General features: G+C 63.0%; 21 protein-coding genes. 14 read left to right on the top strand and 7 right to left on the bottom strand.

From position 1 onward, the window contains the following. Nucleotides 1-64: 64 nt before the first annotated feature. A complete protein-coding gene (locus MB818_RS04365) occupies nucleotides 65-535 on the top strand; it encodes an MOSC domain-containing protein (RefSeq protein WP_238904117.1) in 471 nt (156 codons plus the stop codon). Between the two features lie 33 nt (nucleotides 536-568). Continuing rightward, nucleotides 569-1,210 (top strand): nicotinate-nucleotide adenylyltransferase, encoded by a 642-nt coding sequence (locus MB818_RS04360; protein ID WP_234171992.1) that lies wholly within the window; start codon nucleotides 569-571, stop codon nucleotides 1,208-1,210. On the opposite strand, the gene MB818_RS04355 is transcribed toward MB818_RS04360, so the two are convergent. Further along, nucleotides 1,163-1,990: a DMT family transporter gene (locus tag MB818_RS04355; protein WP_234142667.1), complete on the bottom strand. Its 828-nt coding sequence runs from the start codon at nucleotides 1,988-1,990 to the stop codon at nucleotides 1,163-1,165. The genes MB818_RS04360 and MB818_RS04355 overlap by 48 nt on opposite strands. Before the next feature lie 84 nt (nucleotides 1,991-2,074). Between MB818_RS04355 and dacB the strand changes: the two genes are divergently transcribed. After that, entirely contained in the window at nucleotides 2,075-3,565 is a 1,491-nt protein-coding gene (gene dacB, locus MB818_RS04350; RefSeq protein WP_238904116.1) for a D-alanyl-D-alanine carboxypeptidase/D-alanyl-D-alanine endopeptidase, read from the top strand. Nucleotides 3,566-3,613: 48 nt separating this feature from the next. Here the strand turns inward: dacB and MB818_RS04345 are convergent, their stop codons facing one another. Further along, nucleotides 3,614-4,036 carry a tellurite resistance TerB family protein gene (locus tag MB818_RS04345; RefSeq protein ID WP_234137342.1) on the bottom strand — a complete coding sequence of 141 codons (423 nt, stop codon included), beginning with the start codon at nucleotides 4,034-4,036 and terminating at the stop codon, nucleotides 3,614-3,616. Between the two features lie 92 nt (nucleotides 4,037-4,128). Continuing rightward, nucleotides 4,129-4,587: a cupin domain-containing protein gene (locus tag MB818_RS04340; protein WP_234137343.1), complete on the bottom strand. Its 459-nt coding sequence runs from the start codon at nucleotides 4,585-4,587 to the stop codon at nucleotides 4,129-4,131. A 93-nt stretch (nucleotides 4,588-4,680) separates the two neighbouring features. Here MB818_RS04340 and MB818_RS04335 point away from each other — a divergent pair, with 93 nt between their 5' ends. From MB818_RS04335 to MB818_RS04315, 5 genes are all read left to right on the top strand, one after another. Then, on the top strand, nucleotides 4,681-5,562 hold the full coding sequence (locus MB818_RS04335) for a LysR family transcriptional regulator (RefSeq protein ID WP_234137344.1): 882 nt from the start codon (nucleotides 4,681-4,683) through the stop codon (nucleotides 5,560-5,562). 101 nt (nucleotides 5,563-5,663) lie between these two features. Continuing rightward, nucleotides 5,664-7,238 carry a lysine--tRNA ligase gene (locus MB818_RS04330; RefSeq protein ID WP_238904114.1) on the top strand — a complete coding sequence of 525 codons (1,575 nt, stop codon included), beginning with the start codon at nucleotides 5,664-5,666 and terminating at the stop codon, nucleotides 7,236-7,238. A 98-nt stretch (nucleotides 7,239-7,336) separates the two neighbouring features. Next, entirely contained in the window at nucleotides 7,337-7,657 is a 321-nt protein-coding gene (locus MB818_RS04325; RefSeq protein ID WP_234137346.1) for a DUF4389 domain-containing protein, read from the top strand. A 52-nt stretch (nucleotides 7,658-7,709) separates the two neighbouring features. Beyond that, entirely contained in the window at nucleotides 7,710-8,111 is a 402-nt protein-coding gene (locus MB818_RS04320; RefSeq protein ID WP_234165675.1) for a DUF4864 domain-containing protein, read from the top strand. 140 nt (nucleotides 8,112-8,251) lie between these two features. Continuing rightward, nucleotides 8,252-10,537, top strand: a complete 2,286-nt coding sequence (locus tag MB818_RS04315) for a glycosyl hydrolase family 28-related protein (protein WP_234137348.1) — start codon at nucleotides 8,252-8,254, stop codon at nucleotides 10,535-10,537. A gap of 49 nt (nucleotides 10,538-10,586) precedes the next feature. Here the strand turns inward: MB818_RS04315 and MB818_RS04310 are convergent, their stop codons facing one another. Then, nucleotides 10,587-11,399: a hypothetical protein gene (locus MB818_RS04310; RefSeq protein ID WP_238904112.1), complete on the bottom strand. Its 813-nt coding sequence runs from the start codon at nucleotides 11,397-11,399 to the stop codon at nucleotides 10,587-10,589. On the opposite strand from MB818_RS04310, the gene parA reads away from it, so the two are divergent. The 4 genes from parA to MB818_RS04290 all read left to right on the top strand — a co-directional run bounded on the left by parA (nucleotide 11,391) and on the right by MB818_RS04290 (nucleotide 13,527). Further along, nucleotides 11,391-12,020 (top strand): ParA family partition ATPase, encoded by a 630-nt coding sequence (gene parA / locus MB818_RS04305; protein ID WP_234137350.1) that lies wholly within the window; start codon nucleotides 11,391-11,393, stop codon nucleotides 12,018-12,020. The genes MB818_RS04310 and parA overlap by 9 nt on opposite strands. A gap of 49 nt (nucleotides 12,021-12,069) precedes the next feature. Further along, nucleotides 12,070-12,396: an antibiotic biosynthesis monooxygenase family protein gene (locus tag MB818_RS04300; protein ID WP_234137351.1), complete on the top strand. Its 327-nt coding sequence runs from the start codon at nucleotides 12,070-12,072 to the stop codon at nucleotides 12,394-12,396. Between the two features lie 77 nt (nucleotides 12,397-12,473). After that, on the top strand, nucleotides 12,474-12,881 hold the full coding sequence (locus MB818_RS04295; RefSeq protein WP_234137352.1) for a universal stress protein: 408 nt from the start codon (nucleotides 12,474-12,476) through the stop codon (nucleotides 12,879-12,881). A 67-nt stretch (nucleotides 12,882-12,948) separates the two neighbouring features. Beyond that, nucleotides 12,949-13,527 (top strand): NYN domain-containing protein, encoded by a 579-nt coding sequence (locus tag MB818_RS04290; protein ID WP_238904110.1) that lies wholly within the window; start codon nucleotides 12,949-12,951, stop codon nucleotides 13,525-13,527. Here the strand turns inward: MB818_RS04290 and MB818_RS04285 are convergent. The 3 genes from MB818_RS04285 to phnF are packed head-to-tail and all read right to left on the bottom strand — an operon-like array spanning nucleotide 13,524 to nucleotide 15,563. After that, entirely contained in the window at nucleotides 13,524-14,006 is a 483-nt protein-coding gene (locus tag MB818_RS04285) for a HugZ family pyridoxamine 5'-phosphate oxidase (protein ID WP_238904107.1), read from the bottom strand. The two genes, MB818_RS04290 and MB818_RS04285, sit on opposite strands and share 4 nt — an antisense overlap. Before the next feature lie 9 nt (nucleotides 14,007-14,015). Beyond that, on the bottom strand, nucleotides 14,016-14,795 hold the full coding sequence (locus MB818_RS04280; RefSeq protein WP_238904105.1) for a formate/nitrite transporter family protein: 780 nt from the start codon (nucleotides 14,793-14,795) through the stop codon (nucleotides 14,016-14,018). Nucleotides 14,796-14,852: 57 nt separating this feature from the next. Beyond that, a complete protein-coding gene (gene phnF / locus MB818_RS04275; RefSeq protein ID WP_234176400.1) occupies nucleotides 14,853-15,563 on the bottom strand; it encodes a phosphonate metabolism transcriptional regulator PhnF in 711 nt (236 codons plus the stop codon). A gap of 103 nt (nucleotides 15,564-15,666) precedes the next feature. Here phnF and phnG point away from each other — a divergent pair, with 103 nt between their 5' ends. Beyond that, on the top strand, nucleotides 15,667-16,122 hold the full coding sequence (gene phnG / locus MB818_RS04270) for a phosphonate C-P lyase system protein PhnG (RefSeq protein WP_234216061.1): 456 nt from the start codon (nucleotides 15,667-15,669) through the stop codon (nucleotides 16,120-16,122). Continuing rightward, nucleotides 16,122-16,697, top strand: coding sequence for a phosphonate C-P lyase system protein PhnH (gene phnH, locus MB818_RS04265; protein WP_238904104.1), 576 nt, complete (start codon nucleotides 16,122-16,124; stop codon nucleotides 16,695-16,697). Before phnG ends, phnH begins: the two co-directional genes overlap by 1 nt. Nucleotide 16,698: the final 1 nt, after the last annotated feature.

Here is a 16,698-nt window from a genome sequence, read left to right as displayed (position 1 = left end):
CAGCTGTGCATTGTATCCGGCCTGGCCCCCATGCAGCATGAAGCGCGCGGTTTCGGGGATAGCGATGAGCGGTTTGACAGAGCTTATAGTCGGCTGGGCGCAGCCGGGGCGGGTCGGCTGGATCGGGCTGCGGCCCGAGCGGCGCGCGGCGCTGGTCGCGGTTGACGCGGTTCCTGTCGGGCTTGCTGGTCTGGCGGGCGATCACGGGCGGCCCGGCAAGCGGGCGGTGACGCTGGTGCAGGGCGAGCATCTGGGTGCCATCGGGTCGTATCTGGGTCGCGGGGCGGTCTCTCCGTTCGACCTGCGGCGCAATATCGTGGTCGAGGGGATCAACCTGGCGGCGCTCAAGGATCGGCCTTTGCGGCTGGGCGGGGCGGTTCTGCGCTTGACGGTGATCTGTGCGCCCTGTTCCCGGATGGAGGAGACATTTGGCTCCGGCGGCTATTCGGCGGTGCGCGGGCATGGCGGCTGGTGCGCCGAGGTGTTGGAGCCGGGCCTGATCAGGCTGGGCGATGCGGTGCGGCCTGCCGATTGACAAGGCGGGACGCAAGCGCCAAGCAAGCAGTTCATGAGACAGGGTTTTCCATATGCGCGGCCCGGGCAGGTGATCGGGCTGTTTGGCGGGTCGTTCGATCCACCGCATGCGGGGCATGTGCATGTGACGCGCGAAGCGCTGAAGATGTTCGGGCTGGACCGGATCTGGTGGTTGGTGACGCCCGGCAACCCGCTCAAGACACGAGGTCCGGCGCCGCTGGATCGGCGTATGGAAGCGGCCCGCGCGATGATGCGGCATCCCCGCGTGGATGTCACCGATATCGAGACCCATCTGGGCACGCGGGCAACGGCAGATACGATTGCGGCGCTCAGGCGGATTTATCCGCGGGTGCGGTTTGTCTGGCTGATGGGCGCCGACAACCTGGCGCAGCTGCACCGTTGGCAGGACTGGCGTCAGATCATGGAAACGGTGCCGGTCGGTGTGCTGGCGCGGCCGGGGGATCGGATCTCGGCCCGGATGTCACCGGCGGCGCGGGCCTATGCACCCTATCGGATCGACGGTCACGCGCGGCACCTGCTGGGGCGCTCGCAGGCTCCGGCCTGGTGTTTCGTCAATGTGCCGATGGTCGATGTCAGCTCGACCCGGATCCGGGCGGCGGGCGGCTGGTCAGCGGCGCAGCAGGGCCGAGGCAAGACCGGCGCCCAGGACCAGTGACAATCCCGCCCATGTCCACAGATCGGGCAGATCGCCGAACACTGCCCAGCCCAACCCGGTCGCGGCAAGAAGCTGGAAATAGACCAGCGGCGCAAGCCGGGTTGCCGGGGCATGGGCATAGGCCACCAGCAAGAGCAGGTTGCCCAGCATCGAGCCCAGTGCGCTGGCCAGTGTTAACCCCGCCACCTGCGGTGTGAAGGGGGGCAGGGCGGCGAGGCCAAAGGGCATCAGCACCAGCCCGGCAATGGCCAACTGCGTGAGGCTGAGCGCCAGTGGCGAGCCCAGCGGGCTGAGCCAGCGCGACGCGGTCAGGAACCCGCCATAGAAACAGCCCGCCAGCAGGGCAAGCATCAGACCGGGTGAACCGCCGAACCCCGGGCGGACCACCAGCAATACGCCACAGAAGCCGAGCAGCATCAGGAGCGTTCGCAGCGCAGTCACGGGTTCTCGTAGCAGAAGAGCCGAGAGGGCATAGCTGAGGATCGGTCCGACAAAGAAGGCAGCAAAGACATTGGCCAGAGGCTCGGTCCTCAGGGCGGATTGTATCGACAGGATGCCACCGGCAAGCAGCAACGCCCGAAACCAGATCCGCCAATTGGCGAGCAGACGCCATGCGGAGGTCGGCACGAAAGGCACCAGCAGCAACAACCCCAGCGTAAAGCGGGACCAGGCCACATAGATGGGCGCCGCCCCATAAGTCCCGGTCAGCAACTTGCCAGCCAGGTCCCCCGCGGGGATCAGCGACATGGCGATGAACATGATTCCGATGGCGCGGCCCATGCCCGCGCCGTAACATGATGAAAGCGGGGGCGAAATGCGAAACCACCGCTTGTGCGGCGCGGGTCACTGGGTTTTTATTGCGGCATGGTTGAAGTGATTTCCAGACGTGTTTTCCTGGCGGGGCTTGGCGCGGCGCTGAGCCATTCCGCGGCCCATGCCGAAGCCCCCGCATTGTCGCTGCGCCCACCGCTCAGACCCAAGGACGCGCAGGCGCTTGCCGGTCCCGAAGCGGTGTTGTCGGGTTCGGGCCTGTCCGGGCGCGTCGCCTTTGCGGTTGCCGATGCCGAGACCGGGCTGGAGCTGGAAACGGTCGAGCCGGGGCTGGCCCTGCCGCCGGCAAGTGTCGCCAAGGCGCTGACCGCGCTTTATGCGCTGGAGACGCTGGGGCCGGCTTATCGGTTTCGGACGCGTGTTCTGGCCGATGGCCCGGTTGAGAACGGGGTGCTCAAGGGCGATCTGATCCTTGCAGGCGGTGGCGACCCCACGCTTGATACCGATGCCTTGGCCGCGCTGGCGCGGGCACTGAAGGAGAGCGGATTGCGCGAGGTGCGCGGTGCTTTCAAGGTCTATGACGGTGCCTTGCCTGAGGTTTACAGCATTGACCCCGAACAGCCCGAGCATGTGGGTTATAGCCCCTCGGTGTCAGGCATCGCGCTGAATTTCAACCGCGTGCATTTCGAGTGGAAGCGGGCTGGCAAGGGCTGGAACGTCAGCATGGACGCCCGCAGCAGCAAGATCAGACCTGTGGTTGCGATAGCCGAAATGAAGGTGGTGAATCGGGCGCTGCCGATCTATACCTATGAGCAGCGCCAGCGGATCGACAGCTGGACGGTGGCGAGCCAGGCGCTGGGCCAGGACGGTGCGCGGTGGCTGCCGGTGCGCAAGCCGGCGCTCTATGCCGGGGACGTGTTCCAGACGCTGGCGCGGTCGAACGGTATTGTCCTGGGGCGGGTCGAGGTCGTCAGGTCATTGCCCGCGAGCGCACGAATGCTGGTTCATCACGACAGTGCGCCGCTGGAAGAAATTCTGCGAGACATGCTGAAATACTCCACCAATCTCACCGCCGAGATGGTTGGGTTGGCGGCAACCGTTGCAAGGGGCAAGCGCCCGGCCACGTTGCGTGCCTCGGCTGAAGAGATGACGGTCTGGGCGGCGGAGCGGTTTGGCCTGCGCGGCTCGCGGCTGGTCGATCACTCGGGGCTGGGCGATGCGTCGCGGATGACGGCGCGGGATCTGGTGGCGGTTCTGGTGCAGGCGGGCAAGACCGGGCGGTTGCCGCACCTGCTGAAGGATATCCCGATGCGCGATCCAAAGGGCCGGGTGCTCAAGGGGCATCCGATCAAGGTGGCGGCAAAGACCGGGACGCTGAATTTTGTCTCGGGGCTGGGTGGCTTCATGACCGGAGCGGATGGTACGGTGCTGGCCTTTGCGATCCTGACCGCGGATACCGACCGGCGCGCGGCGATCCCGCCCGAAGACCGCGAGCGCCCGGAAGGCGCGCGCGGCTGGAATGCGCGGTCGAAGAAGCTTCAGCAAGCGCTGATCGAGCGATGGGGCGCGATATACGGCAGTTGAGGCACGGGCCGCGCGTCAAGCGCCCGGTGCTAACCTTGCAAAGTGCTCTCAGACCACGTGACGGGCACGGGCGCCACGCTCGATGGCTGCGGCGTGCAGCCGGTCGATATTGAGTTCGTAGCGGATTTCCTCGAGCAGCCGAAGTTCGGTTTCAGCGAGGGTGCCGTCGGCGGCAGCGACGTCGCAGGCCAGGGCATAGGCGGTTTCAAACAGGCGTTCGGGCAGGTTGTCACGGACCAGGCCAAAAAGAGCGTCCAGCCCGTCCTCTTGTTCGAACAGGTCGAACACCACCTGGCTGACCTGTTTCATCCGGTCAATGTCGTAGTCGGCAAAAACCGGCAGCATGTTCACCGCCGACTGGATTTTGACCAGTTCGGCGGTGCGGATGTTTTCGTCCGAGGCGGAAATCGCCATCATGATCGCGACCAGGCAATCCTGCGGGGTCATCGGGTGGGTCGGTTGCTCGGTCATGATCGGTCCTGCCAATGGGGTTGCGTCGCAGGGCAGGATAGGGTTGGCGCGCGGGGGGTTCAACTCCTTGCGCGCCAGACGGTTTGCGGCAATCAGGCGCTGGCGGTAAAGCGATACTCGATCGCCTCGAAGCTGGCCGAGGCAAAGCCATAGGCAAAGCGCAGACCTTCGGGGCCGGCAACGGTGCCATGTTCCGCATCGCCGGGAATATAGAGCGCGACGCCCGGGCGGATCTCGTGCGGCACGCCGTCGATGGTGACGGTGCCCGAGCCTTCGAGGCCAAGGTAGAACTCTGGTGGCGTGTGGCGATGCGGGCGCAATTGGTGGCCCGGGCCGAATTCGGCAATGCCCAGCACCATGTCGCGCGGTGCGGTGGGCGTGCCATTGATCAGGGTCCGCCAGCGCACTTCGCCAAAGGTGGGGTCGGTCCCACCCGAGAGCGGGACATGATCGGCATGAATGGCATGCGGCGGATGCGGCAGGTTGCCGGGCTGGTGCAGCGGAGTGGCTGCGGTCAGATCGGCGGCGAAACTGTCGAGCATGTCGGTCATGATGGGCTCCTTCCCTTTGCGCCCTCATAGTCGTGCTTGCCGGTCACGCGCAATCGCGTAAAACTGCATCACATTATACGCTGAGGTTATGATATGGATCGCTTGCCAAGCTTCTCGGGACTGACGGCTTTTTACGCGGCTGCACGACGCGGAACACTAACCGCCGCGGCGGCGGAATTGAACGTCTCACAGCCCGCCGTTTCGCGCCGGATTGCCATGTTGGAGGCCGACCTGGGCTGTCCGCTGTTTGATCGTAGCCACAAGCCGGTTCGAATGACCCAGTCGGGCAGAGATTTGTTGCGGGCGCTGCAAGGCGGGTTTGGCCAGATCGAGGCCGCGGTGGCACAAATCAGACAGTCGGCACAGGGCAAGGTGGTGACGGTAACCGCGCCGTCAGGCTTTGTCGCGTTCTGGTTGATCCCGCAACTGGGAGATCTGGAGGCCGCCTTTGAGGATGTGACGATCAGGATTATAAGCCAGGAGTATGGCGAGGCCACCCGGCCAGGCGACATCGCAATCCGGTTCGGGCTGGCCGAGGGCGGCGGAGAGACGCGGTTGCTGGGCGAGGGTGTGTTTCCGGCCGCCAGTCCACTCTATCTGGATCGGCGCGAGATGAATGGCGACAGCTACGATTTCGCCCGCATGACCTTGTTGACGATGGAAACGGCGCGCAGTCAGTGGCATGACTGGCCAAGCTGGTTTCGCGCGGTCGGGGTGCCGATGCCGCACAAGGCCCGGGTTCTGGACTTCAGCTCTTATGCGATGCTGGTCAATGCGGCATTGGCGGGGCAGGGGGTTTGTCTGTGCTGGGACGGGGTGCTGGATCGGTTTCTGGAGGCCGGCGCGCTGGTCCGGCTGGAGGGTCCCGAGGCGGTATCCGCGCGCGGCTATTTCATCGCTGCGCGAGAGGGTTTGGCCGCTCCGCCGCATGTGCTTGGTATCCTCGACTGGATCGTCGAAAAAAGTCACAAATAGCGCGGTTTGGCGCCAGCATTTATTGACTCATGCTGCACTGGCACAATAGGACAGCCGGGCCGGGCGCATGGGGCGCCCTTCCTTCCCCGATGGAGATTGACATGTCCAACTCGCGTGAACTCGCACTTGCGTCCAAGGCCTGGCCTTTTGAAGAAGCGCGGCGGGTGCTCAAACGCTATGAGAAGGCGCCGCCGGAGAAGGGGTATGTGCTGTTCGAGACCGGCTATGGCCCCTCGGGCCTACCGCATATCGGCACGTTCGGAGAGGTGGCGCGCACCACGATGATCCGCCGCGCGTTTCAGGAGATCAGCGATATTCCGACCCGGCTGATCTGTTTCTCGGACGATCTGGACGGCATGCGCAAGGTGCCGGGTAACGTTCCCAACCAGGACATGCTGCGCGAGCATCTGCAAAAGCCGCTGACCTCGGTTCCCGATCCGTTTGGCGAATACGAAAGCTTTGGCCATCACAACAACGCCATGCTGCGGCGGTTCCTCGATACCTTCGGGTTCGAGTACGAGTTCTATTCGGCGACCGAGTTCTACAAGTCGGGTCAGTTCGACGAGATCCTGCTGCGTGCGGCCGAACGCTATGACGACATCATGAAGATCATGCTGAAGTCGCTGCGCGAGGAACGGCAGCAGACCTATTCGATCTTTTTGCCGATCCATCCCGAGACGGGGCGGGTTCTGTACGTGCCGATGAAAGAGGTGAACGCCAAGGACGGCACCATCACCTTTGACGACGAGGACGGGCGCGAATGGACGCTGCCGGTGACGGGCGGCAACGTGAAGCTGCAATGGAAGCCCGATTTTGGCGCGCGCTGGGCGGCGCTGGGCGTCGATTTCGAGATGTACGGCAAGGATCACTCGACCAATACGCCGATCTATGATGGCATCTGCCGGGTGCTGGGCGTGCCCGCGCCTGAGCATTTCACCTATGAGCTGTTCCTCGATGAGAACGGGCAGAAGATTTCCAAATCGAGCGGCAACGGGGTGAGCATCGACGAATGGCTGACCTATGCCAGTTCGGAAAGCCTTGCCTATTTCATGTACCAAAAGCCCAAGACCGCCAAGCGGATGTATTTCGACGTGATCCCCAAGGCGGTGGACGAGTATCACCAGCAATTGCGCGCCTATCCGACCCAGGAACTGGCGGCGCAGCTGAACAACCCGGTCTGGCACATCCACGGCGGCGATGTGCCTGCCTCGACCCTGATCGTGCCATTTGGAATGCTGCTGAACCTGGCCAGCGTGTCGGGGGCCGAGGACAAGGAGGCGCTGTGGGGCTTCATCCGCCGCTATGCGCCCGAGGCCAGCGCCGAAAGCCATCCTGATCTGGATCAGGCGGCCGGGTTCGCGGTGCGCTACTTCAACGATTTCGTCAAGCCGACGCGGGTCTACCGGGCGCCGACCGAGGCCGAGCGCGAGGCGCTGGTTGAGTTGCGCGCACAATTGGCCGCCTATGACGGGCCGGTTGAAGACGAGGCGCTGCAATCCATCGTCTATGCGGTGGGCCGTGACCGGTTCGACCCGCTGCGCGCCTGGTTCGGCGCGCTTTACGAGGTGCTGCTGGGCGCGTCGCAGGGGCCGCGTTTTGGCGGCTTCATCGCGCTCTACGGCATCCCCGAGACCATCGCGCTGATCGACAAGGCGCTGGCGGGCGAGCTGGTCTGAACCAGCCCTCATCAGCTCCTTGCGGAGCTTCTTCGGAAGGATGGCGGCGCCCGCTGGCGGGCGCCGCCATCTGTGATACTCTGCCCCCGACCAAGGGCATGGAGGTTGGTGTGACGATACCGGATGAAGACAAGTTTCAAGGTCGGATGCATGGTGAACAGCCCGAACCGAAAGACTCTGAAAACCTTTGGTGGCGGCTGCTGCACATGATCCTGATCGCGATCATGATCAATCTTGCCCAGACCATTCTGGCGGTGGTCACGGTGGTGCAATTCATCATAATGGCCGTCAGCAAAAGCCAGCCGAATGAACGGCTTGCCGATTTCGGAACCGACCTGGGTATCTGGATTGCCAAGGCAGCGCGGTTCCAGACAGCGGCCAGCAATGTCAAACCCTGGCCCTGGACCGACCTGGACTGATCCGGCGCGCTTTGCGCTTCGTAGTACTCCTCAGGGAAAGAGGAGACACACAATGCGTCAACTTCTGCTCATACTGGCCTGTTGTGTCGGTCTGGCGGGGCCGGCACAGGCCCAGAGCGACGAGATCGAGGCAGTCATCAATGACCAAATCAAGGCATTTCTAGCAGATGATTTTGCCAGAGCGTTTACGTTCGCCAGCCCGACGATTCGCAACATTTTTGGAACGCCCGAGAAGTTCGGTGCCATGGTACGCAACGGGTATCCCATGGTCTGGCGTCCCGCCGGCATTCGCTATCTGGGTTTAGAGGCGCGCGGCGGCGACCTATGGCAACTGGTGCAGGTAACCGATCAGCAGGGTCGCGCGCATCTCCTTGCATACCAGATGGTTAACCTGGAAAGTGGCTGGAAGATCAACGCGGTGCAGGTTCTGGAGACGCCGCCCCCCTCGGTTTGAGGCAACGTCACCGTCACGGTGCTATGAGCCGGGATTAATCCCTTTGTTCTATCCATTTGGCGCGTTCGGGTGCGGCCCGGACCCGTCACATGAAAGCGCGCTGACAGGTCGTCAGCGGCGCGATTGGGAAAGGGATTTGTATGAACAAGGCAATCACCGACGGCATCAACTTCATGCCGCCCGCCTTTCAGCTGGGCTTGAACGTGTGGTCAAGCGGCGACGGCACACCGGGGTCTGATACCTATGATGGGGCGCCGAATGCGGCCTTTGTCCCAGCTGATGCTGATTTTGGCGGCTGCTTGGAGTTGCAGAAGACCGCTTCCGTCCAAAAGCTGCGCTACATGGGGCAGACGCCGTTGCAGCCGGGCTGCTACTTGCAGATTAGGGTCCGGATCAAGGCGATCAGTGGAAACCTGCCCAGCGTTCGGGTCGCGGGATGGGCCGGTGCGGCAGGCGGTGCGCATGTCAGCGGCGTGACGGAACAGGGACCCTCTATCACGCTGACCAGCTATGGCGATGTGGTCGAGGTGACGGGCATCGTGGGGTCCGGCAATCGCGGTGGCGTCGACATGGTATGGGGCCGCTCTGCGCTTTTTGGTCATTTTGGCATCGACCTCGTTGGGGCGAACGGTGGTGTCGTTCGGATCGACGATATCGAGATTACCGACATCACCAGCGCATTCTTGCGAGATATGCTGAGCCAGGTTGACGTCCGCGACTATGGCGCGGTTGGCGATGGGATCACCGACGATACAGCCGCGTTCGAGGCCGCAGATGCTGCCGCCGGTGGGCGTCGCTTGTTCGTACCTGAGGGCAGTTACTTCCTGGCCGAAACGGTAAGTTTGGCGGCGGAAGTTGAGTTTGAGGGCACCTTGACGATGCCCACCGACAAGATGTTGCTGCTGACCAAGAGTTTTGATCTGCCGACCTATATCTCAGCCTTTGGCGACGAGGAGCTGGCCTTTCGCAAGGCGTTTCAGGCGCTGCTGAACGGATCGGATCACGAATCACTCGATATGGGTGGACGTAATGTGTCAGTTACCGCGCCCATAGACATGCAGGCGGCGGTTCCCAATCGGACCAGCTATTCGACCCGCCGGGTAATCCGAAACGGTCAACTGGTCGCTGTGGCTGGTCCGGCTTGGGAGACCGAAACCTTTACCTCGCAAGCGACTTATGATCCCAGCGATCAGCGCAAGCTAAGCAATGTGATCAACATCGCCAATATTCCGGTAGGGTCCTTGGTGACGGGCGCTGGGGTCGGGCGCGAAATATACGTTCGGTCAAAGAATGTGGGGGCCGGAGAAATAACGTTGAACGCGCCGCTCTACGATGCGGCAGGCACCCAGGTATTCACCTTTCGGAGCTTCAAATACATGTTGGATTTCAGCGGCTTCAGCTCGCTGTCGAAGTTTAACATGCAGAACATCGAGTTCCAATGTAACACCCATTGCAGTGCGATCCGTCTGGCGCCGTTCGGTTCGACCTTTGCGTTGTATGACTGTTTTGTCAGTCGGCCCAAGGATCGTGGCATCACCTCGATCGGCGGTGGCTGTCAGGGGATGCTTATCGACGGGTGTCAGTTCCTGTCTGCCGAAGAACCGCTCAATGTCCCGGATCGAACCAGCATCGGGTTCAACGCCAATGCAAACGATGTGAAGTTGCGTCATTGCCGCGCCACCAGGTTTCGTCACTTTGCCGTCATGGCGGGGCAGAATCACATGATCTTGGGCAACCACTTCTTTCAGGGTGATGCGGTCGCCAATGGGCCCCGCACAGCAGGTATCGTGTTGGTCGGAACCTATTCCAGCACCACCGTCGCCGAGAATTATGTCGACAACTGTTATCTGGAATGGACCAACGAACAGGACCCGATCCCTGATTTTGACGGCGGGTTTTCGTTCAGTGCGATGAGTATCACCGACAACATTTTCTTGTCGGGTGAGGTGGCACCTTGGTTCAGCTATATCGTGATCAAGCCGCACGGGGTCGGACACTTCATCAATGGCATGACCGTGACAGGCAACAAGTTCCGGTCGATCAACGGCTATATCGACCGGGCTGAGCGGATCGATACGAGCTTTGCTGGTCTCAACTTCGATCGAACCAAGGACTTGATCTATCAGGGCAACACCTATCACGGCGTCACTACGCGCAGCGCTAATCCTTTGCGGCTGGAATTCGAGCAGACCAGTGCGTCGGAAAACTGGTTGATAGAGACCAACGCAACATTGCCGTTCGGTGCCGAAACTCGGGGGGTCGATGGGGTGACGCCGCAGGGGCCGTTGGCCGCCTCGGACGGAGGCATTCGGTACCTGGCACCGTATGCGCAAGTACAGCAGGGGACTAGTCAGGATCAGCTGCGTTTGCGTTGGAGTGAGCCGGTTTCGGGCACCGTGTTGGTGACAGTTCGCGCGGACAAGTAGATCAGACAGACAGGGAATGCCGGGGCCGCGATTGGCGGCCCCCTTTCGTTTAGAATTCGCGCCAAAGACTGAACTTGATGTTCAGCCCCCCAGGCAGATCGGATTTGTGTTCAAGGCCCAGTACCCATGTCTTGCCCTTTCCGCCATCGATCAGGAGTGAGGGTGTAACAGTCCAGAAAAGCCGGTGGTCCAGGACATAAGAGGTTTCAACCTGCAACATCGGATCGATGCGCCTTGCGGTGGATAGTCCGACAGTTAGATCGAGCTTGTAGATATCTGTGCGGGTGCCGCGGCGCTGCTCCCAAGCGGTGTCGATGGCCAGCCAGCCGTCACCCCACGACGTATGCACCCCCTTTCCGTAGGATAGGGTGAGCTTGTGCATCATCGCCCAGTCGCCCAACCAGTGGTGCGCACCCAAACCCAGTTCGGCGGCAAACCGCCCCTTCGAGGCCTTGTCCCAGAGCGGATACCTTGCAAAGATGAGGGCGTGTCCGGTCAGGCCCGGTTGTTCGTTGATGTCGAGCCCGACTGTCAACCGTTCGGCCATGCCCCATTCGGCATAAACCGCCGTCTTGTAGTCATAGATGCCCTGAAATCGGTACAGGGTGGCCGAAACAGACGTGAAACCATGCCCCTTTTCTCGCAGCCACGCTCCCGCGGCTGCCGGTCCGGCGGCGACGATGCAGAACCACAAGGCAAAGAGCACTTGTATCATTGCGACCCCTCCGTCGCAAGCTTGGCGGAGCTTGGTTAACGAACCGTTAGTGCGGTTGTGCCGCAGGAAGGGCTGAATTTTACCGTTGTGGGCGGGCTTGCCGGTGGTATGCTGCATTGCAGCATAGGGAATCGTCGCATGGGACATGTCATTACGGTCGCACAGCAAAAGGGCGGGTCTGGCAAGACCACGCTGGCCGTGAACTTGGCCGTTGCCTTTGCCCGAGCAGGCAAGCGCGTGGCGCTGATGGACACCGACCCGCAAGGTTCTGCCGGGCGCTGGTTCATGGCGCGGCTTGAGGCAGGCGGCGATCCAGGGCTGGAATTCTCGACGGCCTCGGCTTGGGGCGTTAGCTATGAGGTGCGCAAGCTAGCCAAGGACCATGACATCGTCATCATCGACACCCCGCCCAAGGCCGATAGCGACCTGCGCCCGGCCCTGCGTGAGGCTGATCTGGTGCTGATCCCGGTGGCGACCTCGCATCTGGATCTCTGGGCGGTGGAAATGGTGCTCTATCTGGCTGAGCGTGAGGACAAGCCGGCGCTGATGGTGATGACCCGCAACCGCCCCGGTACCCGGCTGGCGCTGGATGTGGTGGCCAAGGCGCATGAACTGAACGCCGAGCTGGCGCAATCGGCGATGGCAAACCGCGTGACCTATGCCGAAACGCTTGGCTACGGTCGCGCTGCGCTGGAGGCCCCTAAGGGGCCCGCACATGCCGAAGTAACTGGTTTGATGCGGGAAATCGAAACCGCGATGGGGTTATGAGCGAGCGCAACCTGTGCTAGGCTGATCTTGCATTCGCAGGAGAAGCAATATGCCCAAGATCGTCAAAGCCGCCCCTGTGCAGACCGTTATCACTACCTTTGAGATGACGCCCGGCACCTGTCAGGACCTGCTCGAGGCGCTGACCGAGGCCTATGCCGATTTCATCTCGAAACAGCCCGGGTTCGTCGCGGCCGGTCTGCATGTGAACGATGCCCAAACCCGCATCGCCAACTATTCGCAATGGCAGCGGCGCGAGGATTTCCTTGCCATGCTGCGGACCCCCGAGATGCGCGAGCGCAACCGGCGCATCAACGAGATGTGTAAAAGTTTCGAACCGGTGATGTATGAGGTGGCCGAAACCTTCGACAGCGACTGAACCGGGGTGTGATCTGGATCAAGGATTGCGCGCCGCCGACGGGGCATAGTCGCTGTACCCAAACGGAGGCGCGACACATGTATCACAACATCCTTGTTCCGATCTCGTTCGATGCCGAACGCGATGTTTCCGGCCCGCTGAAGCTGGCACGGTTGCTAGCCACGCCTGAGGCACGAGTCACCCTGCTGCACGTGGTCGAACATATCCCTGCGTATGCGATCTCATATATGCCGACCGACTATCTGGCCGAGGCGCGCAAGGCGCTGAAGAAGGAGCTTGATGCGCTGGCTGCCCAATTGCCCAACGCCGCCGGCGTACTGATCGAGGGGCATTCGGGCCGTTCAATTCTGGATTGGGCCGAGGCCAACAATCCCGACCTAATCATCATCTCTTCGCATCGTCCCGGCATGCAGGATCTGCTGCTGGGGTCGACCGCGACTCAGGTGGTGCGCCATGCAAGATGCGCGGTGCATGTAGTACGCTGAACCAGTGAGTGCGATCCGGGTGAAATTTTCTTGCTAAAGGAGATCTATTGGGCAATCTATACACCTCATGATTGCCTCCCTCACTCTTCTTGCCGCATCGCTTCTTTTGCTCGGATGGTCCCTGCTGACCTTTGGCTCGATACTGACGCCGGCGCTGCTGGCGGCGACGCTGGGCGTGGTTATCGGGGTCGTTCTGGTGCTGCGTTTCAGACTGCGCAAAGCGCCAATCTGGATCATCATCGACGGCTCGAACGTGCTCTACTGGCGGGAAGAGACACCCAACCTGCAGACGGTGCGCCAATGCGTCGAAGGGTTGGTGCGCAATGGCTGGACCCCGCTTTTGTGGTTCGATGCAAATGTCGGCTATCTGGTCGGATCACAATACATGGGCCCGCACGAGCTGTCGCGGGCGCTGCGCTATCCGGCCTCTTTGATCAATGTGGCGCCCAAGGGGACGCCTGCGGATCCGCTGCTGATCGAGCAGGCCGGTGATCTGGGCGCCCGGATCGTGACCAACGATCGGTTCCGCGATTGGGTCGAAACCTATCCGCAGGTCGCCGACCCTGACCTGTTCCTGCGTGGCAGCGCCTCGGATCAAGGCGTGTCGCTACGTTTCGCCGAGGAGCCTGAGCGCAAGCGGGCCTAGGCCGCGAGATCTTTGGCGCTCAACCGCACCGCTCTGCCGAAACCCGCGTTCAGCAGGCCATCGGTGACGACGAAACGGACAAAGCGGAAATCACCGAAATCGGCATAAAGCCCCGCTTTGGGTCTCAGGGCCAGATAGCGGGCCCGCAAGGTATCGTGCTCGGATGTGCCGCGTAAGACCTGTCGCGCGGTGCAATGCAGGGTCAGGCGTGGATTGGTCAGCGGGTCACCCTTGCCGTCCGGCTCTCCGATCAGCAGGGCACAAGCCGGGGTCGTCTCCAAAGCGGCGGTATGGGCGGCAAGAGATGAAATCAGCGAGATGGGCATACCTTGCGCATCGGTGGCCAGCGCGATGCGGCTGATCGAAGGGGTCAGGCTACCCGGTTTCAGCACCGCCAGCGCGGCGTGCCGCGCGGTGTCGATCAGGGCGCGGGCCTGGGCACGGGTTTCGGCATCTGCTGTCTGATAGGGGTCGGTCATGGCCGGGGGCTATCGCAGATAGGCAAAGCGATAGGCCAGCGCCACGCCGCCCGCCCCGCCGAGGATATTGCCCAGTGTGACCCAGAGCAGGTTCGACAGCGCCGCGCCGAATGTCACCTCAGCCCCGGCCAGCATGCCCTGCGGGATCAGGTACATATTGGCCACCGAGTGTTCCAGCCCCAGCATGACGAACCCCGAGATCGGCCAGAGGATGGCCAGAATCTTGCCCGCCGCCGTGCGCGCGGCAAAGGTCAGCCAGACCGCGAGGCAGACCAGCGCATTGCAGAGCACCCCGCGCATGAAGGCCGCGCCGGGTTCCAGTGCCGCCTTGCCGCGCGCGATGGTCTGGGCGGTCTCGCCCATCGGCCCGTCCAGCAGGCCGGAAAGGCCAAAGGCCAGCGCCAGCCCGACCGCGCCCAGCAGATTACCCAGATAGACCAGGCCCCAGTTGCGCAACAGGGCGGACAGAGCGATCCGCCGGTCCACCGCTGCCATCACCATCAGCGCATTGCCGGTGAACAGCTCGGCGCCGCCAACGATGACCAGGATCAGCCCCAGCGAGAACACCACCCCGCCCAGGAATCGCGCCGGGCCAAAGCCCGCATCCGCGCCGGTCATCACCATCGTATAGGCGGCGCCGCCAAAGCCGATGAAGGCGCCTGCCAGCACCGCAAGCGTCAGGGTCTGGGCGGCGCCAAGCCCGGCCTTGGCCACGCCTGCATTTTCCACCAGGCGGGCAATTTCGGCGGGTTTATAGGCATCTAGCCCGGTGGGGTTGGTATCGCTCATGTAGGCACCCTAGCCATGGTTGCGCTGCCTGTACATTGATGCCGATCAAAGGGCGGCTCAGTCCTCGCCCACGGTCAGCGTCACCCGGTCACCGGCAAACCAGGTGCGACCGTATTCCACAGGCTGCCCGTCGGGATCGACATTGATCCCTGTCGAGAACATCAGCGGCGCCCCCTCGTTCAGCCGCAGGTGCAGCGCTTGCGTGGCACTAGCAGGTCGGGCGGTGAGCCGGGTCGAGACCCGGGTGAAATCGGCAACCCCCAGCCGTTGCAGGGCGGCGGTGACCGAGCGCGTTTCGGTCAACACCTCGGGCAGGCCCGGAAAGCGGGCGGCAGGAAACACGCTCTGGAACACGGCGATGGGCTGGCCATCGGCCAGTGACAACCCGTCATAGACATGCACCTGCGCGCCCGCGGGCAGGCCCAGCGCGTCGGCCTCGGCCGCATCGGCGGCACGGGTCAGCAGGGTCAGGATACGTTTGCCCGGAATGCGGCCCCCGGCGGCGATATTCTTGTGAAACCGCACCCGCTTGCCGATGGCGTAGTCGGTGGGCCGGGCGGCGACAAAGACACCCGCGCCGCGCCTCGCATGCACCAGCCCCTGATCGGCCAGATCGGCCAGTGCCCGGCGCACCGTGTGCCGGTTGACGCCATGTGTCGCGGCCAGCTGCGCCTCGGTCGGCAGCTGGTCGCCTTCGCCATAGCGGCCTTCGGCGATGTCTTCGGTCAGGCTCAGCGCGATGGTCTTCCAGACGGGGATGCGGCTCATGTCATCAAAACTTCATCGTTGGGTGGATTGCGGGATGGGCGGTGATCCGCTAATATTTGTCTAGTTGTATAGAGAATGTAGACAACCGGGCCAAGGGGTTTTCATGGCGGATCAAGAAAAGGACACGGCGGCGCGGCAGGGCTGGATGGGCCTTCTGGCCCGCGCGCCCGAGGCGGCGCTGATGGCGCTCTGGGACCGGGTTGAGGAGCGCCCCACCTTTGACTGGTTGCGCCCGCCCGAGACCGGTGGCGTGATGGTGCGGGGGCGCGCCGGTGGTACCGGCGCCCCCTTCAACCTGGGCGAGATGACCGTAACCCGCTGCGCGCTAGCGCTGAGCGATGGCACGGTGGGTCATGCCTATGTACAGGGCCGCTCGCGGGCCAAGGCCGAGGCAGCGGCGCTGATTGACGCCTTGATGCAGACCGAGGCCGCCGAACGTATTCGCACACGCGTGCTGGATCCGCTGGCGGCCCAGATGGCCGAGCGCGCCGAAACCCGCGCCGCCCGGGCCGCCGCCACCAAGGTCGAATTCTTCACGCTGGTCAGGGGAGAGGACTGATGGACGGATCGGGCCTTTATGCCGGTGGCTTTCGCGACGCGCCTGTCGATGCGGCGCATGCCTTTCGCGCCGCGATGACCGCCATGGCGCGGCCGGGGGACATTCGCAGGATCGCAGGCGCCGCGCCGCCAGCCCCCCTCTCCGTCGCGGCGGGCACGCTGTTGCTGACGCTCTGCGACCCGGAAACGCGGGTGCATCTGGCCGGGGCGGCGGACACACCCGAGGTGCGGCAATGGCTGAGCTTTCACACTGGTGCACCGCTGGTCGATGCGGCAGAGGCCGATTTCGCGCTGGGCAGCTGGGATGCGCTGATGCCGCTGTCGCGCTACCGGATCGGCACGCCGGAATATCCCGACCGCTCGGCCACGCTGATCGTCGAATGTGAAACACTGGAGAACGCGGGCGCGGTGCTGAGCGGTCCGGGCATCCGCGACACCGCCCGCTTGTCGCTGCCGGAGGCGGGCACGTTGAAGGGCAACGCGATGCTCTACCCGTTGGGCTGCGATTTCTTCTTCACCTGCGGCGACCGGGTTGCGGCCCTGCCGCGCAGCACCACCATCCGCGCGGAGGGCTAGG

The sequence above is a fragment of the Ruegeria alba genome (genome assembly GCF_022321465.1).
Taxonomy (GTDB): domain Bacteria; phylum Pseudomonadota; class Alphaproteobacteria; order Rhodobacterales; family Rhodobacteraceae; genus Ruegeria_B; species Ruegeria_B alba.
The sequence above is the reverse complement of the archived record's forward strand: the minus strand, read 5'-3'. Positions and strand labels throughout refer to the sequence as shown.

Coding starts and splice junctions, on each gene's coding strand:
- MB818_RS04285 (WP_238904107.1), bottom strand. CDS start 14,006: ATGACCGACCCCTATCAGACAGCAGATGCCGAAACCCGTGCCCAGGCC.
- MB818_RS04320 (WP_234165675.1), top strand. CDS start 7,710: ATGCGTCAACTTCTGCTCATACTGGCCTGTTGTGTCGGTCTGGCGGGG.
- phnH (WP_238904104.1), top strand. CDS start 16,122: ATGGACGGATCGGGCCTTTATGCCGGTGGCTTTCGCGACGCGCCTGTC.
- MB818_RS04315 (WP_234137348.1), top strand. CDS start 8,252: ATGAACAAGGCAATCACCGACGGCATCAACTTCATGCCGCCCGCCTTT.
- MB818_RS04365 (WP_238904117.1), top strand. CDS start 65: ATGAGCGGTTTGACAGAGCTTATAGTCGGCTGGGCGCAGCCGGGGCGG.
- MB818_RS04295 (WP_234137352.1), top strand. CDS start 12,474: ATGTATCACAACATCCTTGTTCCGATCTCGTTCGATGCCGAACGCGAT.
- parA (WP_234137350.1), top strand. CDS start 11,391: ATGGGACATGTCATTACGGTCGCACAGCAAAAGGGCGGGTCTGGCAAG.
- phnF (WP_234176400.1), bottom strand. CDS start 15,563: ATGAGCCGCATCCCCGTCTGGAAGACCATCGCGCTGAGCCTGACCGAA.
- phnG (WP_234216061.1), top strand. CDS start 15,667: ATGGCGGATCAAGAAAAGGACACGGCGGCGCGGCAGGGCTGGATGGGC.
- MB818_RS04310 (WP_238904112.1), bottom strand. CDS start 11,399: ATGTCCCATGCGACGATTCCCTATGCTGCAATGCAGCATACCACCGGC.
- MB818_RS04290 (WP_238904110.1), top strand. CDS start 12,949: ATGATTGCCTCCCTCACTCTTCTTGCCGCATCGCTTCTTTTGCTCGGA.
- MB818_RS04330 (WP_238904114.1), top strand. CDS start 5,664: ATGTCCAACTCGCGTGAACTCGCACTTGCGTCCAAGGCCTGGCCTTTT.
- MB818_RS04280 (WP_238904105.1), bottom strand. CDS start 14,795: ATGAGCGATACCAACCCCACCGGGCTAGATGCCTATAAACCCGCCGAA.
- MB818_RS04300 (WP_234137351.1), top strand. CDS start 12,070: ATGCCCAAGATCGTCAAAGCCGCCCCTGTGCAGACCGTTATCACTACC.
- MB818_RS04345 (WP_234137342.1), bottom strand. CDS start 4,036: ATGACCGAGCAACCGACCCACCCGATGACCCCGCAGGATTGCCTGGTC.
- MB818_RS04335 (WP_234137344.1), top strand. CDS start 4,681: ATGGATCGCTTGCCAAGCTTCTCGGGACTGACGGCTTTTTACGCGGCT.
- MB818_RS04355 (WP_234142667.1), bottom strand. CDS start 1,990: ATGGGCCGCGCCATCGGAATCATGTTCATCGCCATGTCGCTGATCCCC.
- MB818_RS04340 (WP_234137343.1), bottom strand. CDS start 4,587: ATGACCGACATGCTCGACAGTTTCGCCGCCGATCTGACCGCAGCCACT.
- MB818_RS04360 (WP_234171992.1), top strand. CDS start 569: ATGAGACAGGGTTTTCCATATGCGCGGCCCGGGCAGGTGATCGGGCTG.
- dacB (WP_238904116.1), top strand. CDS start 2,075: ATGGTTGAAGTGATTTCCAGACGTGTTTTCCTGGCGGGGCTTGGCGCG.
- MB818_RS04325 (WP_234137346.1), top strand. CDS start 7,337: ATGGAGGTTGGTGTGACGATACCGGATGAAGACAAGTTTCAAGGTCGG.